Genomic DNA, 15,638 nt, shown 5'->3' with positions numbered 1-15,638 from the left:
GACAGGGGACCCGCATGACGGAACAGTACGCAAACATCCTGGTCGAGCGCCGCGGCCGGGTCGGCCTCGTGACGCTCAACCGGCCCGAAGCGTTGAACGCCCTCAACAAGGCCACCATGGATGAACTCGTGGCCGCCGTGACCGCGATGGACACGGACCCTGACGTGGGGGCCGTGGTGGTGACCGGCTCCGCGAAGGCCTTCGCCGCCGGGGCGGACATCAAGGAAATGCAGTCCAAGGGCTACATGGACATGTATGCGGCCGACTGGTTCCGCGGCTGGGAAGACTTCACCAGGCTCCGGATCCCCGTCGTGGCGGCCGTATCCGGCTTCGCCCTCGGCGGCGGCTGCGAGCTAGCCATGATGTGCGATTTCATCATCGCCGGGGACAACGCCAAGTTCGGCCAGCCGGAAATCAACCTGGGCGTCCTGCCCGGCATGGGCGGATCGCAGCGCCTCACCCGCGCGGTGGGCAAGTCCAAGGCGATGGACATGATCCTGACCGGTCGCTTCATGGATGCCAGCGAAGCCGAACGCTCCGGGCTGGTCTCACGCGTGGTGCCGGCCGCCGACGTCGTCGAGGAGGCCCTGAAGGCTGCCGAGGTGATCGCCTCCAAGTCCAAGCCGGTGGCGATGGTGGCCAAGGAAGCGGTCAACGCGGCCTTCGAAACCGGCCTGGCCCAGGGTGTGCTGTTCGAGCGGCGGATTTTCCACTCGCTCTTCGCCACCGAGGACCAGAAGGAAGGCATGGCGGCCTTCAGCGAGAAGCGCCAGCCGGAATTCAACCACCGCTAGCCAGCTGCGACGCGCAAACCATCCTGCGACGCGCAAATGCCCTGGCGCGGCTGGAATTCCAGCCGCGCCAGGGCATTCCGCGCGGCCAGCCAATAAGCGCGTCGCGGGGTTACGCCACGCTGATCCCGAACAAGCCGATGACGAGTGCCATGACCCCCAGGGTCACCAGCTCGTGGGCACAGTTCAGCACCGTTAGGCCGGCCGGCCGGCCTTCGAACGCGTCGTGGGTGATGAAACGCGCCGCGGTGAACCCGGCCCAGAGGATCACCGCCGTGATCAGGCTGTTCGCCAGGAAGTTGCCGCCATAGAAGTGCTGCGAGATGGCGGCGGACCCTGCCAGCACCCAGGCGGTGACAAAGCTGACCACGAGGGTGATCAGGATGGGCTTGACGGCGGCCTTGGAATCCCCGCCCGGCGTGACTTTGGCGACGCGCATCCAGTAGTTGCCGAACACCTTCGGCGTGTACCAGGCGGACCCGACCACCATGCTGGACAAGGTGGCCACCAGCACGCCCCAGAAGTTGATCTCCGGAATCATTGTGTTCTCCTCAGTCGGTGAAGTCGCCGGCGTTGCGGCGGAAAGTTCCCAGGATCCGGATCAGCTCGTCAACGTCCTGCTCCGCGAACCCGGACCGGCCAAAGACCTCGGAGTTCAGCACCGCGGTGGCACTCTTGGCCAGGGTGCGGCCCTCCGGGGTGAGCTCGATCAGCGTGGTCCGCCCGTCGGTGGGGTGCGGGGAGCGGAGCACCAGCCCGGCGTCCTGCAGCCGGTCGACGGCGTTGGTCACCGAGGTGGGATGGACCTGCAGCAGCGCACTCGCTTTGTTCATCGGCAGCGCGCCGCTGCGGGCGAAACTCAGCAGGGCCAGCAGTTCATACCGGGCGAACGTCAGGCCGAACGGCCGGAGCGCGCCCTCGATCCGGGCCAGCAGGATCTGCTGGGTCCGCATGATGGCCGTGATGGCGGCCATCGGGGCGGCGACGCCGGACCAGCCGTGACGCTCCCAGTTCAGCCGGGCATCCGCGATCGGATCGCGCGGCAGCGGCGTGCCCACAGCTACCCCTGGCCCTTGAGGCCGGGGAAATCGGCCTCCGAGTATTCGGTCCCGAGTCCGGCCGGAACCGTTCCGCCGCCGTGGCGTACTTCCTCGCTGTGCCGCAGCTCCACGCGCCGGATCTTGCCGGAAATCGTCTTGGGCAGCTCGGCGAACTCCAGCCGGCGGATCCGCTTGAACGGGGCCAGGTGGTCGCGGCAATATCGCAGGATTTCCTCGGCCAGCTCCGGGCCGGGCTGATGCCCGGCCGCCAGGACCACAAACGCCTTGGGGACCGAGAGTTTCATCGGATCGGGGGAAGGCACGACGGCGGCTTCCGCCACCGCCGGGTGTTCAATCAGCACGCTCTCCAGCTCGAAGGGGGAGAGCCGGTAGTCGGAGGACTTGAAGACGTCGTCGCCGCGGCCCACGTAGGTGATGATGCCGCGCTCGTCCCGGCTCGCCATGTCCCCGGTGTGGTAATAGCCGTCGCGGAAGGCCTCCGCGGTCTTCTCCGGGTCACCGTAGTAGGCCTTCATCAGCCCGACGGGCCGGGGGTCCAGGCGCAGGCACAGCTCGCCGTCGTCGGACTCTTCGCCGGTGGCGGGGTCCACGAGGACGACGTCGTAGCCCGGCAGCGGCTTGCCCATGGCGCCGATCTTGATCGGCTGGCCCGGGGTGTTGGCGATCTGGACCGTGGATTCGGTCTGGCCGAAGCCGTCCCGGATGGTCTGGCCCCAGGCGTGGTGGACCTGGTCGATCACCTCGGCGTTGAGCGGCTCACCGGCGGAGACCACCTTGGTGGGCGGGTTCTTCAGCAGGGTCAGGTCGGCCTGGATCAGCATCCGCCACACGGTGGGCGGCGCGCAGAAGCTCGTCACGGACTCGCGGTCCATCTGTTCCATCATGGCCTTGGCGTCGAAACGCTCGTAGTTGTAGATGAACACGCAGGCCTCGGCGATCCACGGTGTGAACACATTGGACCAGGCATGCTTCGCCCAGCCCGGCGAGGCCACGTTGAGGTGCACATCGCCCGGTTCCAGCCCGATCCAGAACATCGTGGACAGGTGGCCCACCGGGTAGGACGTATGCGTGTGTTCCACGAGCTTGGCCTTGGAGGTGGTGCCCGAGGTGAAGTAGAGCAGCAGGGTCTCATCCGCCAGCGTCGGCCCGTCCGGAGTGAAGGCCGCGTCGGCGTCCTGGGAATCGGTGTACTGCAGCGCGCCGGTGCTGCTGCTCCCGCCGGCGCCGACCTCAATCAGGGTGTAGCGGCCCGGGACGTCCGCGAACTTGCCGATATTGGCGCTTCCTACGGCGGCCCAGTCCGCCTCGCCGCGCTCCACCCGGTCCTGCAGGTCAGCGGCGCCCATCAGCGTGGTGGTGGGAATCATCACGATGCCGAGTTTGATACCGGCCAGCATCAGCTCCCAGAGCTCCACCTGGTTGCCGAGCATGATGATCATCCGGTCGCCGCGCCGCACGCCCTGGCTGCGCAGCCAGTTGGCCACCTGGGCGGAGCCGCGGGAGAGGTCCGAGAAGCTGCGCCGCGTCGCGGAACCGTCCTGCTCGACGATCACGAGGGCGGGCCTGTCAGCCTTGGCCGGATCCGCGGCGATCTGGTCAAACCAGTCAAGGGCGAAGTTGAACTCCTCGAACCGTGGCCACTGGAATTCGCTGCGCGCTGCGCCGTAGTCCTTGCGGAGGTCAAGCAGGTGGTCGCGTGCGGCGCGGAACGCCTCAGTGACTGTCATGGTGCACCCTTCGAAGTCCGGTGGCGCGGCCGTCCGGGCCCGGCGCCGTTGCCCCGGGGACCACCAGTCGCCTAGTGATCCCCATCACTTTGCAATATACTAGGACATCCAAGGGTTTGGAAGAGCGACGCTGCTCCAGAAGCGGCACATGACGAAGGGATACCTGCCCGTGCAGCCACAACGACGTGCCAGCGGAGCGACCACCGAGAGCAAGGCCAATACCGGTCTCGCCGCGGAGATAGTGCTGGCGCCGCCGTTCCCGGACGCCGACCTGATGTACATCGTGGATCTCTTGCCCCCGGCGGAGCGGGCCCGGTACCAGGAGGTGCGCGATTTCCTGCAGTCCCGCATCCGGGCGGCCTCGATCGATTACTGGAACCGCGAGGAATTCCCCTTCGGCCTGCTCGCCGAACTCGGCAAATACGGCCTCGGCGGCCTGCAGACCGACGGTACGTCCAAGCTGTTCAAGGGGCTGATGTATGTCGAGGTGGCGCGTGCCGACGTCTCGCTCTCGGCGCTGGTGGGGATCCACAATGAGCTGATCGTCGGGATGATCGACCAGCTCGGCTCGGAAGAGCAGAAAGCGCGCTGGCTGCCGGGGCTCACGGCCTTTACCCGGCTTGGCGCCTTTGCCCTCACCGAACCGGACCACGGCTCGGACATCGCCGGCGGGCTGGCCACCACCGCGCGGCTCGAGGACGGGGAGTGGGTCATCAACGGCGCCAAACGCTGGATCGGCGCCGGCACCATCGCGGACTTCGCCCTGGTCTGGGCACGGGACGTCGCGGACCAGCAGATCAAGGGCTTCATCGTGGAGACGGACCGTCCCGGGTACACGGCCACGAAGATCGCGAACAAGATCGGGCTGCGGATCATGCAGAACGCGGACATCGTCCTCGACGACGTGCGGATCCCCGCGTCCAACATGCTGCCGGGGGCCACCGACTTCTCCAGGGCGAACGAGCTCCTGCGGGATTCGCGCGCCTGGGTGGGCTGGCAAGGTGCCGGGATCCAGCTGGCGGCGTTCGACGTCGCGCGCGCCTACTCGCTGCAGCGCAAGCAGTTCGGCAAGGAGCTGGCGCGCTTCCAGCTCATCCAGCAGCAGCTGGCCGAGATCCTCGGCAATGCCACCGCCTCGCTGGCGCTTATGGCGCAGCTGGCCAGGATCCAGGAGGAGGGCAAGCTGGAGATGGTCCAGGCGGCGATGGCCAAGTCCACCACCACCCGGCTTGCCCGGGCGTCGGTGGCCATGGGCCGGTCCCTGATGGGCGGCAACGGCATCAGCAGTGACTACGAGATGGGCAAGCTCTTCGGCGACGCCGAAATCCTCTACACCTACGAGGGCAGCTACGAGATTAACTCGCTGATCGTGGCCCGGGCGGTGACGGGGAAGTCGGCCTTCGTCTAGGCCGTTCCGTCAGGTTTTCGGGACAGCTGTGAGCATGACCCCGCCGGCCGGGTAGCCGTACCTCAGGGTCCGGTTGCGCCCGCCGTTCTTGGCCGCGTACAGCGCCCGGTCCGCGCAGGCCAGCAGCGTGTCCGGCCCCGCGTCCCGTAAGTCGCAGACTCCGGCCGAGACGGTCAGGTAGCCGGCGTCGCCGAAGGGCTCGGACGCGATGGCCGCGCGCGCCCGCTCCGCGGCCTGCAGTGCCTCGGCGCCGTCGGTGCCGGGGAGGAGCCAGACGAACTCCTCGCCGCCGAAGCGGGCGATGACCTCCGTCTGCCGGGCCACCTCCCGGAGCCGGGCCGCAACCTCGGCCAGGACCACGTCGCCCATCAGGTGGCCGAAGGTGTCGTTGACCTTCTTGAAGTGGTCGATGTCCAGGACGACGGCGCTCAGGCTCGTCCCGCGGCTCCTGGCCAGCTCCGTCTGGTGGCTGAGGTGGTATTCCAGTGCGCGCCGGTTGGGCAGGCCGCTCAGGGCGTCGGTGGTGGCCTGCAGTTCCAGGCTCGCCCTGGCCTCGGTGTTGCCGATGGCGATCTCCACGAGCTCGGCGAACTGGGTCAGCCGCACCAGCATGTCGCTGGTGACGCCGGTCCGGGACTTCGACGTCAGGCTGACCGCGCCCCACAGGCTGCCCCCGACCCGGACGGGCGCCGCGGCTGCGGACTGGAACCCGCCGGCCCGCATCTGTTCCGCGGCTGTGCCGCCGGCCGGTCCGTAGACGACCAGGGCGGGCTTGCCGGTCACGGCGACCCGGACGTTGGCAGATTCGTCAGTCGGGGAAAAAATGTGTTTGCGGCTCAGGGTCGGAGGCATGGCTGGTGCCATGGCAATGACCTCCGCCGACGTCGGGCCGGTAAAGCGGACGACGGCGGCGGAGTCCACGGCGAACAGCTCGCGAACTATGACGGCGACCTGCTCGGAGATGGCAGCGGGGGCCTCGTTGCGGGCGACTGCGGTGGCTATCTGGTGCAGTGCCTCCCAGATCTGCTGCTGCTGCAGCCGTTCGGTGACGTCCACGGCCACCACCATGCCCGCCGTCGCGTCGTCGTCGGAGTAAACGGGTCCGGCCGTCAGCCGGTAGGTGCGGTGACCGATCCGGCGGCTCCATTCCGACTTGGATCCGGCCAGGGCGGCGCGGTACCGGGGCTCCAGCTCGTTGGCCAGGGAGTCGTCCAGGACCTCGTGGATACGCCGGCCCTCCAGCTCGCCCGAGCGGTAGCCAAAGGCCTCGAGCTCCTGGCCTTCGGCAATGAGGTAGCGCAGGTCGGCGTCGAAGAGGAGGACAAAGACGCCCGGCACGCTGCGCGCGAGTGCACGGTACCGGTCCAGGTCGCGTTGCTGCCGCCGTTCCGCCTGCACTTTTTCGGTGACATCGGTGACAATGACGAAGAAGCCCCGGAGCTCACCGTCCCGCGTGTCCGGCCGGTAGGAGACCTCGGTATGGCGCGCCGTGCCGTCAGCGTCCACCAGGGTCCGCTCGAACGTCTGCGGCTCGCCGTTGAGGACCTTGGCCAGGTAGGGGCGGTTCTCGCTGAAGACGGACTCGCCCAGCAGCTCGCGGAGGTGCATGCCCCGCAGTTCCCCGGCAGCGACCCCAAACCAGGCGCAGTAGGGCTCGTTGGCCATCCGGTTGCGGAGCTCCGGATCCCAGTAGGCCACCATCGCCGGAATGCCGTTGAGGATTGCGCGCATCTGCGCAGAAAGCTCCTCCACCTGCGGCAGCAGTGCGTCGTCCTCGTCCGGGACCCTGCGAATCGTCATGGCCCAAGTATCCACGGCGCGGGGGACAGGGAAAACTGTCAGGGCCGGAAGCGGTAGCCGATCCCGGCCTCGGTGATCAGGTGGCGGGGGTTGGCGCTGTCCGGCTCCAGCTTGCGCCGCAGCTGCGCCATGTAGACCCGGAGGTAGTTGGTTTCCTTGGCGTAGGCCGGTCCCCAGACCTCGGAGAGCAGCTGCTGCTGGGTGACGAGCTTTTCGGGGTTCCGGACCAGCACTTCGAGCATGTGCCATTCGGTGGGGGTCAGGCGGACCTCCTGGCCGTCTCGCTGTACCGTGCGCTTGCCAAGGTCCACGGTGAACGCGTCCGCGGTGATGACCGGGGACTGCTCCGGATCGATGCTGCGGCGCAGCAGCGCCCGAAGGCGGGCCAGGAGCTCATCGAGTCCGAAGGGTTTGGTGATGTAGTCATCTGCGCCGGCGTCCAGGGCCTGCACCTTGTCCTCGGAGCCGTGCCGCGCGGAGAGCACGAGGATCGGGACCTCGCTCCAGCTCCGCAGCTCCCGGATGACGCTGGTGCCATCCATGTCCGGAAGGCCCAGGTCCAGGATCACCACTGCCGGGGCGTTCTGTCTGGCGGCGAGCAGCGAGGAGCGTCCGTCCGCGGCCGTGCTGACGGCGTAGCCGTGGGCCTGCAGGGTGATCCGCAGGGCGCGCAGGAGGTACGGGTCATCATCAATCACCAGCACGGCAGTCACGGCGTGTCCGTCCCGGAGCTGAGGATCGGCGGGGCGTGGTGGCGCCGCAGAATGGCCGATTGCGGCTCCAGCGGGGCCTGTTCCGGCGGCGCGTCGAACGGTACGCCTGAGGACAGCGGGAGGCTGATGGCCATGGTCAGGCCGCCGCCGGGGGTGGGTTCCGCGGTCAGCCTGCCGCCCATCGCCTCGGTAAACCCCTTTGCCACGGCCAGGCCCAGCCCGACGCCGGCGGCCGGCGAGGCGTCGTCGAGACGTTGGAACGGCCGGAACATTTCGACGACCCGCTCCGCGGGGACGCCCGCGCCGTGATCGATGATGCGCAGCTCGCCGACCGGACGGCCGGCCAGGGTGGCCTGGCTCAGGCCGCCGGCGGCACCGGCCAGGACGACGTCGGAACCGGGGGCGTACTTCACGGCGTTTTCGACGATGTTCGCAATGACGCGCTCCAGCATCCCCGGGTCCGCGTCGACCTCGGGCATGTTGGCGGGCAGCTCGGCGCGCACCCGGTCCGGGGCGACACCGTGCAGGCCGCCGGGGATGACTTCCTGCCAGCGCACCGGCCGCAGCAGCGGCACGATGGCATCGGACGTGATCCGGGACATGTCCAACAGGTTCCCCACCAGCACGTCCAGCCGGTCCGAGCACTCCTCGATGGTTGCCAGGAGTTCCTGCTCTTCCTCGGCGGTATAGCTGACGCCCTGCTGGCGCAGGCCGCCCACGGCAAGTTTGATTCCGGCCAGGGGCGTGCGGAGATCGTGCGAGACGGCGCGGAGGATCGAGGTCCGCATGGTGTTGCTCTCGGCCAGTCGCTGGACTTCGTTGCGGCTGGCCAGCAGCCGCTGGCGTTCCAGCTGCGCCACCAGGTGCACGCCGAAGGCCCCGAGCAGACGTCGGTCGCTCGCCGGCAGGACCCGCCCGGAGAGGACCAGGCATGTGGTGGCGTCGATCTGTTCCACGTTGTCGCCCTGGATGCCTGCGGTGCCGGGGGCGCCGCCGGGCCCGGCCGCGGTCGACGGAATCTCGCCGGCGCTTGCCACCAGGCGCCAGCCGGGCCGGGAACCGTCAGTACGGGTGCCGCCGCCCTCACTTTCGACGTCGTCGGGCAGGCTGAACAGCGCCGCGCCCCGGACCTGGAACACATCCACGGCCTGTTCCAGCAACCCGACGACGGTGTCCTCCGCGTCGGCCGCGCCGCGGGAGAGGTCCGCCAGGGTGGTGGCTTCGGCGCGGGCCAGAGCGGCTTCCTTGGACCGCCGGGCCGAGACGTCAACTACGGTGGCTACCGCGGCTGATACTCCTACAAAGACGAGCAGGGCGAGCACATTCTCCGAATCGCTGATGGCCAGGTTCCCCAGCGGCGGCGTGGAGAAGTAGTTCACCAGCAGGCTGCTCCAGAGCGCCGCGAGGATTGCCGGCCACAGCCCGCCGATGAGCGCCACGGTGACGGAGCCCGTGAGCTGGACGAGGACGGACGTGGCCAGGTTCTTTTCGGGGCTGTCCGCGAGGACCCACTGCAGGAGCGCCGGCAGGAAAATGGCCAGCGCAAATCCGACGGTGACCCGGGCCCGGCCCAGGTCCTGTCGGCGGCGCAGGCCGCCTGCGCCGCCGTCGCCGAGCGGATGGGACACCATATGGACATCGACGTCGCCGGAGTTCCGGGCCACCCTGGCACCCGTGGCACCGCCGCGGAGCCCCTTCAGGAGCCCGTGGACCTTGCCCTGCCGGGAGATGCCGAGGACGATCTGGCTGGCGTTGACGCTCCGGGCGAAGTCCAGCAGGGCGGCGGCCGGGTCCTCCCCGGCCACCACGTGGTAGCTGCCGCCGAGATCCTGGACCAGACGCCGTTGGGCTTCCAGGGCTTGCGGGGACTCGCCGGCGACGCCCTCCGTCGCCCGGACATGCACGGCCAGCAGGTCACCGCCGTTGACCCGGTTGAGGATCCTCGCCCCACGGCGGATCAAGGCCTCCCCTTCCGGGCCGCCTTTCAGCCCGACGACGATGCGCTCGCGGGCCAGCCAGCTGTCATCGATCCCGTTTCCCTCCCGGTAGCTGGCCAGGCTCTCGTCCACCCGGTCCGCGAGCCACAGCAGTGCGAGTTCGCGCAGTGCCGCCAGGTTCCCCGGCCGGAAGTAGTTGGACAGGGCCGCGTCGATCCTGTCCGCCGCGACGATCTTGCCGTCCGCGAGCCGCTGGCGGAGGACGTCGGGGGAGATGTCCACGAGCTGGATCTGATCGGCGCGCCGGGCGACCTCATCCGGAACGCTCTGGGCGGGGCGGACCCGGGTGATGGCGCTGACGACGTCGCTGAGGGAGGCGAGGTGCTGGACGTCCAGGGTGGAGAGGACGTTGATCCCGGCGTCCAGCATCTCGTCGATGTCCTGCCAGCGGTGCGGATTCCGGCTGCCGGGGACGTTCTGGTGCGCGTACTCATCCACCATTGCGGTGACGGGGGAGCGCTGAAGCACCGCGTCCAGGTCCATGCCTTCGACCAGAACCCCGTCAATCAGCACCTGGGAGACCGGGATCGGCTCGAGTCCTTCCAGCAGCTCCCGGGTTTCCCTGCGGCCGCGGTCCCTGGCTGCGGCCACCACCACGTCCTCGCCGTGGCTGCGCAGCCGGTGCCCCTCACGGAGCATCGCGTAGGTCTTGCCGACGCCGGGTGCTGACCCCAGGAAGATACGCAGCGTTCCACGTGCCATGCAGTCATTCTTCCAGTTTCCGCACTGTGCGTCCGGCCACATCGGCGTCAAGGATTCGTCAAGATGGGCGCCCGGCAGGGGTCAGCGGCGCCAGCCGCTGCTAGCTTCGCAAATAGGAGCAATGCGGCGCACGGCGTCGCGGGGAAAGGAAGATATGACCACGCTGAGCAGGCCACCGGCCGATCCTTCGGCTGTCCGGCCGCCGCGGAACACTTTGAAGAACTGGCTGCTGTTCGGCTTGCAGGACAGCAGGGGGAGCCACCAAGGCCCAGGCGGAGTGCCGGCAGCCCAGGAGAAGAAGCATCCCTGGTGGCAGGTCATGTGCCTCACCGGTGTGGACTACTTCTCCACGCTCGGTTACCAGCCCGCGATCGCGGCGCTCGCCGCCGGAGTGATTTCGCCGCTGGCAACCCTGGTCCTTGTGGCCATCACGCTCCTCGGCGCACTGCCCGTCTACCGCCGTGTGGCGGGGGAGAGCCACCGCGGCGAGGGCTCCATCGCCATGCTGGAGCGGCTGATGCCACGGTGGGGCGGCAAACTCTTTGTCCTCGTGCTGCTGGGCTTCGCCGCAACGGACTTCATGATCACCATGACGCTGTCGGCAGCGGACGCCACCGCGCATCTGGTCCAGAACCCGATGGCGCCCGGCTGGCTGCAGGGCCAGAGCGTGCCGGTCACGCTGTTCCTGCTCGCACTGCTGGGGGCTGTCTTCCTGCGCGGCTTCAAGGAGGCCATCGGCATCGCCGTCGTGCTGGTCGCCGTCTACCTGGGACTGAACCTCGTGGTGGTCGCCGCGTCCCTCTTCGAAGTGTTCACGCATCCGCTGGCCGTGGGCAACTGGTGGCAGGCGATCTCCACCTCGCACGGGAATCCGCTCCTGGCCGTCGGTTTTGCCCTGCTCGTCTTTCCCAAACTGGCCCTCGGCCTGTCGGGGTTCGAGACAGGCGTGGCCGTCATGCCGCAGATCCGCGGCCATGCCAGCGACACCGAAGAGCACCCCGCAGGCCGCATCCAGGGCGCGCGCAAGCTCTTGACGACGGCCGCGCTGATCATGAGCAGCTTCCTCATCGTCACTAGTTTCACCACCGTGGTCCTCATCCCGGAGCACGAATTCCAGCCCGGCGGGCAGGCGAACGGGCGCGCGCTGGCCTTCCTGGCCCATGAATATCTCGGGAACGGCTTCGGCACCGTCTATGACCTCAGCACCATCGCCATCCTCTGGTTCGCCGGCGCCTCTGCCATGGCGGGCCTGTTGAACCTGGTGCCGCGCTACCTTCCCCGCTATGGGATGGCCCCGGGCTGGGCCCGGGCCGTGCGCCCGCTGGTGCTCGTCTTCACCCTGGTCGGGTTCCTGATCACGTGGCTCTTCGACGCCGACGTCGACGCCCAGGGCGGCGCGTATGCCACCGGCGTCCTGGTGCTGATGACCTCCGCGGCGGTCGCCGTCACGCTGTCGGCCCGCCGCCGGAAGCAGCGCAAACGCTCCTTCGGCTTCGGCACCATCGCCGTGGTCTTCATCTACACGACTGTCGTGAACATCATTGAACGGCCCGAAGGCATCCGGATCGCCTCGGTCTTTATCCTGGGCATCATCGTCATCTCGCTGCTCTCGCGGGTCCGGCGCTCCTTCGAGCTGCATGCCACCCACGTGCATCTGGACCGGGAAGCCCTGGAGTTCATGTCGGATGAAATGGACGGGCCCCTGCGGATCATTGCCCACGAGCCCCTCCGGCTCAGTGAAGAGGCCTATCGGCAGAAACTGGACTCCGCTATCGAGGTCAGCCATCTGCCGCTCGACTACCAGGCGCTCTTCCTCGAAGTGGTGGTTGACGATTCCTCGGACTTCGAGACGGAACTGCAGGTCCGCGGCATCACCCGGCACGGCTACCGGATCCTTGAGGTGCACGGCCCCGTGGTCCCCAACACGATCGCCTCGGTCCTGTTCCATATCCGCGACGTGACGGGCCTGATGCCGCATATCTATTTCCGCTGGACCGAGGGCAACCCGGTCACCAATCTCCTGCGCTTCCTGGCCTTCGGCGAAGGCGAGATCGCCCCGGTCACCCGAGAAGTGCTGCGCGAAGCGGAACCGGACATCACGAAGCGCCCGTGGGTCCACGTCGGCTGAGCGCGTAGGGCGGGCGGCGCACACCACAAACGCCCCTCCGGAGGAATCCGGAGGGGCGTTTGTGGCGTTCACGGAAAGCGTCCCGGCGTGGCCGGTGCTGCCTTCCTAAGTCATTAGAGCGGTCGGATGTTCTCGGCCTGCGGGCCCTTCGGACCCTGGGTGACGTCGAACTCGACCTTCTGGTTCTCGTCCAGTGAGCGGTAGCCGCTGCTGGCGATTGCCGAGTAGTGGGCGAAAACGTCGGCTGACCCGTCATCCGGGGCAATGAAGCCAAAACCCTTTTCGGCGTTGAACCATTTAACTGTGCCTGTAGCCATGCCATATCCTTCTGAAATGCTGCTGATCTCCGGCGGCCATGAGGCCAACGGCTGCGGAGACATTCGTCCGCTGTCCCCCAACGTACGGGGCGGCGGGCCGTGGTGCAAGGGGCAAATGGGCCCATTTCCGTCATCCGGCGCCGGCGTAGAGGGCGATCAGGTCCCTGCTCATCTGGTGGGGCGAGGTTTCACTGGGGCTGTGCCCACCCCGGTACACAGCAATCTTCGCGCCGATCGACTGCGCGAAGCGGCGGTGCAACGCGAGCGGCCAAAGGTCGTGTTCCCGGACGGCGACAAATTTCGGCAGCGACGCCGCGGCCAGGACCGGCCTGAGATCGGGCGCGTGCCGCATCAGCCCGATGATGTCGCGCACTGACTCCCGGCGGGTGAGACTGAACCGCTGGTTCACAAAGCGCATCCGGTTCGGCGGCACGCGGATGACGTTGCTTCGGATGCCCCAGATCATCAGCGCTGCACCGAGCCGGCCGTCGACCCACTTGCTTAACCGTCCCACCCGTTGGACGCTGCGGAAGCACTGGCCGGGCCCCGGCGGGCAGCTGAGCAACGTGAGGCTCCGGAACAGTTCCGGCCGCTGCGAAGCGCGGCATCCAGCCGGGCGGCCTCATCGATCAGCCCCGGGCCGAACACCCCGGGGTCCGGCTCCGGAACCCCCGGGGCGTTGTGGCCTGTAGACACCAAGGACTTAACATAAGCCCGATCGCCGGCCCGCGGGGAGGGCCCGCCGGATTCCGGATCCGCCTGGCACAGCTGTGCTAACTCCGTGCTGGACGGGCAACCGTGACTGTGCCGGCGGAGCCGTCCACCGTGACGGTCTGGCCGGTGTGCAGCCGGGTGGTGGCGTCCGGCAGGCCCACGACGGCGGGGATGCCGTATTCGCGGGCCACGACGGCTCCGTGCGAGATGACCCCGCCCATTTCCATGACCAAGGCCCCTGCGGTCATGAACAACGGGGTCCAGCCCGGATCGGTGGAGGGCGCCACCAGGATTTCGCCGGGCTCAAGCCGGGCGCCCACGGGGTCCAGGATCACCCGCACCTTTCCCGTGGCGGAGCCGGCCGAAGCCGGGGTGCCGGACAAGCCGTCGGAGGCGCCGGACTTGGCCATCATGGCCGCCTCGACGTCTGTGCCGTCGGACAGCAAGAGCCGGGGGATATGCCGCCGTCGCAATTCCAGGTCATAGAGCCGCCGGCGGTCCGCGACCACGGCCCACAAGCCGGCGCCGCGCAGGCCGACGCGGATCTCGTCGAAGTCCAGGAAGAAGACGTCGTCCCGGCTCGCGATGCAGCCGGTCCGGGCCAGTTCGGCGCCCACCCCGGCGAGCTGCCGGTGCATTTCCGCCAGCACCATCACGATGTAGAACTTGGGCAGTTCCCGCAGCCCGGACAGTTCCCGGGCCCGGCGCAGGCACAGCCGAACGAGCCGCGCCCGCCAGCGGCCACGTGCCGCCGCCCGCTCCACGAGGCTGCGGATCCGGGCTTCGGCGTGTTCCGCCGCGCGGGCGAACTGCCGGTCGGGAGCCTGCTCGGGGTCCTCGACGTGCAGATAGTTGGTGATCATGCCGAGGATGTGGTCCGGTTCCTCGGACCACCGCGGCATGCCGGGGTCGATCTCCGCCACGGCCCGGTGGCCGTACTGCGTGAGGAAGGTCCGGACGCCGGCCTGTGCCGGCGCGGGCAGGGCGCCGGCGCGGAACCGGCGGGCGAGTTCCTCCGGGCGTTGCCGCAGGAACGCCCCGCGGGACGCCGGGTCACGGCCGACGGCGACTGCGAGGTCCCAGAGTTTCAGGTCCATCTCGGTGGTCACGTTGTGTGGCAGTCCGCGCAGTACTGCTTCCAGCTCGCGTGGCTGGGCAATACCGCGAAGCAGCCGTCAGGCCCCGGCCAGCATGATGTAGCCGACGACGGGTGCGGGCAGGGTGGCCTGGATCAGCCCGTCGACCATCCGGTCCATGCTGCGCTCGGCGTAGTCCAGCCGTTGCAACGCGGTCGCGGGTGACGGCAGCGCCAGTTCAGCTTCGAGCCGCTTCCCGAACGCCTTGGCCCGTCGCAGTTCCGCCTCGGGCCGGAACGCAGCCCGGAGCAGCGCGCGCAGCAACGCGAGCATCCGGCGCAGGCCGGCCGTCGTCCCGGGACCCCGTCCTGCCGCCTTGTCCGCAGGGTTTTTGTCCGCAGGCTTCGGTTTGGACGGGAATTTTCGGGACCGCCTGATCACCCGGAATCTTGGGTCAGCCAGGAGCACCGGAATTACGCTCGCGGACCGACCGTCCACCAGGGGCAGGAACCGGAGCAGATAGCGTCGGCCGAATCTGCTGCGCAAAGCGGGGGTTAAATCGACGTACATGCGCAGCCCGGGATTGAAGTACTTCCAGGTCCCCTTCCCGTTGCGCATTCCACCGAGGACCGAGAGTCCCAGCGGCGTGATCGGGCGGGTGAGGCCCTGAAGCAGGGTGCCGCAGAGGTAAACACGCGTTCCGTCGGCCTCCGATGCCATGGCCGTCGGATCGCTGGAGAGCGGGTCTTCCAGCGGATAGAGCGTGGTGATCGGCCGCGACTGGGTCAGCCAGAGCTTGCCCGACGCGTCGATGAGCCACTCCACATCCTGCGGGCAGCCGAAGAGGCTCTGGACGGCGTCGCCTGAGGACGTGAGCCGGCTCAGCTGCGCATTGCTGAGGCTTGGTTTGCGGCCGGGTTCCGGTCCGCCGGGGGCACGGAGCAGGACCCAGGCCGTGGCCGTGTCCAGCACAAAGTGGTCGGGGTTGACCGCCCCGGAGACGACCGCCAGCCCTGGGCCGGGGCTGGCGTCGATGACTGTCTCTGTGCGTGTTCCGGTGACGGGGTTGGCCGTGAAGAGGACGCCGGCGGTCCCGGCGCCGACAAACCGTTGGACCACGACGGCGAGGCCGACGTCGTGGTGGCTGATTCCATTGGCTGACCGGTATGCGACCGCCCGCCCGCTCGCTCCAGAGCGAGGCCCA

13 protein-coding genes are annotated in these 15,638 nt (G+C 68.5%); 3 read left to right on the top strand and 10 right to left on the bottom strand.

The window, feature by feature from the left end; genetic code table 11:
- The first annotated feature begins 14 nt into the window (after positions 1-14).
- Complete coding sequence (locus tag ABIB51_RS02230; protein ID WP_354185046.1) at positions 15-794, top strand: enoyl-CoA hydratase; 780 nt, start codon at positions 15-17, stop codon at positions 792-794.
- A 109-nt stretch (positions 795-903) separates the two neighbouring features.
- Here the strand turns inward: ABIB51_RS02230 and ABIB51_RS02225 are convergent, their stop codons facing one another.
- Genes ABIB51_RS02225 through ABIB51_RS02215 form a run of 3 tightly spaced genes read right to left on the bottom strand, consistent with a single transcriptional unit; the run spans position 904 to position 3,579 of the window.
- Entirely contained in the window at positions 904-1,332 is a 429-nt protein-coding gene (locus ABIB51_RS02225; RefSeq protein ID WP_354185044.1) for a DUF1761 domain-containing protein, read from the bottom strand.
- A gap of 10 nt (positions 1,333-1,342) precedes the next feature.
- Positions 1,343-1,849 carry a MarR family winged helix-turn-helix transcriptional regulator gene (locus ABIB51_RS02220; protein ID WP_354185042.1) on the bottom strand — a complete coding sequence of 169 codons (507 nt, stop codon included), beginning with the start codon at positions 1,847-1,849 and terminating at the stop codon, positions 1,343-1,345.
- A 2-nt stretch (positions 1,850-1,851) separates the two neighbouring features.
- Positions 1,852-3,579: an AMP-binding protein gene (locus ABIB51_RS02215; protein WP_354185040.1), complete on the bottom strand. Its 1,728-nt coding sequence runs from the start codon at positions 3,577-3,579 to the stop codon at positions 1,852-1,854.
- A 274-nt stretch (positions 3,580-3,853) separates the two neighbouring features.
- Here ABIB51_RS02215 and ABIB51_RS02210 point away from each other — a divergent pair, with 274 nt between their 5' ends.
- Complete coding sequence (locus ABIB51_RS02210; protein ID WP_354185558.1) at positions 3,854-4,987, top strand: acyl-CoA dehydrogenase family protein; 1,134 nt, start codon at positions 3,854-3,856, stop codon at positions 4,985-4,987.
- 9 nt (positions 4,988-4,996) lie between these two features.
- Here ABIB51_RS02210 and ABIB51_RS02205 read toward each other — a convergent pair whose 3' ends face one another.
- From ABIB51_RS02205 to ABIB51_RS02195, 3 genes are read right to left on the bottom strand one after another with little or no spacing between them, the layout of a single operon-like run.
- Positions 4,997-6,787 (bottom strand): sensor domain-containing diguanylate cyclase, encoded by a 1,791-nt coding sequence (locus ABIB51_RS02205; RefSeq protein WP_354185038.1) that lies wholly within the window; start codon positions 6,785-6,787, stop codon positions 4,997-4,999.
- Between the two features lie 38 nt (positions 6,788-6,825).
- Positions 6,826-7,500 (bottom strand): response regulator, encoded by a 675-nt coding sequence (locus ABIB51_RS02200; RefSeq protein ID WP_354185036.1) that lies wholly within the window; start codon positions 7,498-7,500, stop codon positions 6,826-6,828.
- Positions 7,497-10,199, bottom strand: a complete 2,703-nt coding sequence (locus tag ABIB51_RS02195; RefSeq protein ID WP_354185034.1) for a DUF4118 domain-containing protein — start codon at positions 10,197-10,199, stop codon at positions 7,497-7,499. The genes ABIB51_RS02200 and ABIB51_RS02195 overlap by 4 nt, the downstream gene beginning before the upstream one ends.
- A 154-nt stretch (positions 10,200-10,353) precedes the next feature.
- Between ABIB51_RS02195 and ABIB51_RS02190 the strand changes: the two genes are divergently transcribed.
- On the top strand, positions 10,354-12,327 hold the full coding sequence (locus ABIB51_RS02190) for an APC family permease (RefSeq protein ID WP_354185032.1): 1,974 nt from the start codon (positions 10,354-10,356) through the stop codon (positions 12,325-12,327).
- A 113-nt stretch (positions 12,328-12,440) separates the two neighbouring features.
- Here the strand turns inward: ABIB51_RS02190 and ABIB51_RS02185 are convergent, their stop codons facing one another.
- The 4 genes from ABIB51_RS02185 to ABIB51_RS02170 form a co-directional block, all read right to left on the bottom strand.
- Positions 12,441-12,644, bottom strand: a complete 204-nt coding sequence (locus ABIB51_RS02185; RefSeq protein ID WP_013599688.1) for a cold-shock protein — start codon at positions 12,642-12,644, stop codon at positions 12,441-12,443.
- 130 nt (positions 12,645-12,774) lie between these two features.
- Positions 12,775-13,158 carry a hypothetical protein gene (locus ABIB51_RS02180; RefSeq protein WP_354185030.1) on the bottom strand — a complete coding sequence of 128 codons (384 nt, stop codon included), beginning with the start codon at positions 13,156-13,158 and terminating at the stop codon, positions 12,775-12,777.
- A 259-nt stretch (positions 13,159-13,417) separates the two neighbouring features.
- Complete coding sequence (locus ABIB51_RS02175; protein WP_502916066.1) at positions 13,418-14,479, bottom strand: PEP-utilizing enzyme; 1,062 nt, start codon at positions 14,477-14,479, stop codon at positions 13,418-13,420.
- Positions 14,480-14,533: 54 nt separating this feature from the next.
- Positions 14,534-15,583, bottom strand: coding sequence for a PEP/pyruvate-binding domain-containing protein (locus ABIB51_RS02170; RefSeq protein ID WP_354185556.1), 1,050 nt, complete (start codon positions 15,581-15,583; stop codon positions 14,534-14,536).
- Positions 15,584-15,638: the final 55 nt, after the last annotated feature.

Source organism: Arthrobacter sp. UYCu712, assembly GCF_040547005.1.
Lineage (GTDB): Bacteria > Actinomycetota > Actinomycetes > Actinomycetales > Micrococcaceae > Arthrobacter.
This window is presented reverse-complemented; position numbering and strand designations above follow the sequence as displayed.

Bases quoted from the DNA above. Each gene is read 5' to 3' on its own strand.
- ABIB51_RS02230 (WP_354185046.1), top strand. From the start codon at position 15: ATGACGGAACAGTACGCAAACATCCTGGTCGAGCGCCGCGGCCGGGTC.
- ABIB51_RS02225 (WP_354185044.1), bottom strand. From the start codon at position 1,332: ATGATTCCGGAGATCAACTTCTGGGGCGTGCTGGTGGCCACCTTGTCC.
- ABIB51_RS02215 (WP_354185040.1), bottom strand. From the start codon at position 3,579: ATGACAGTCACTGAGGCGTTCCGCGCCGCACGCGACCACCTGCTTGAC.
- ABIB51_RS02210 (WP_354185558.1), top strand. From the start codon at position 3,854: ATGTACATCGTGGATCTCTTGCCCCCGGCGGAGCGGGCCCGGTACCAG.
- ABIB51_RS02205 (WP_354185038.1), bottom strand. From the start codon at position 6,787: ATGACGATTCGCAGGGTCCCGGACGAGGACGACGCACTGCTGCCGCAG.
- ABIB51_RS02195 (WP_354185034.1), bottom strand. From the start codon at position 10,199: ATGGCACGTGGAACGCTGCGTATCTTCCTGGGGTCAGCACCCGGCGTC.
- ABIB51_RS02190 (WP_354185032.1), top strand. From the start codon at position 10,354: ATGACCACGCTGAGCAGGCCACCGGCCGATCCTTCGGCTGTCCGGCCG.
- ABIB51_RS02185 (WP_013599688.1), bottom strand. From the start codon at position 12,644: ATGGCTACAGGCACAGTTAAATGGTTCAACGCCGAAAAGGGTTTTGGC.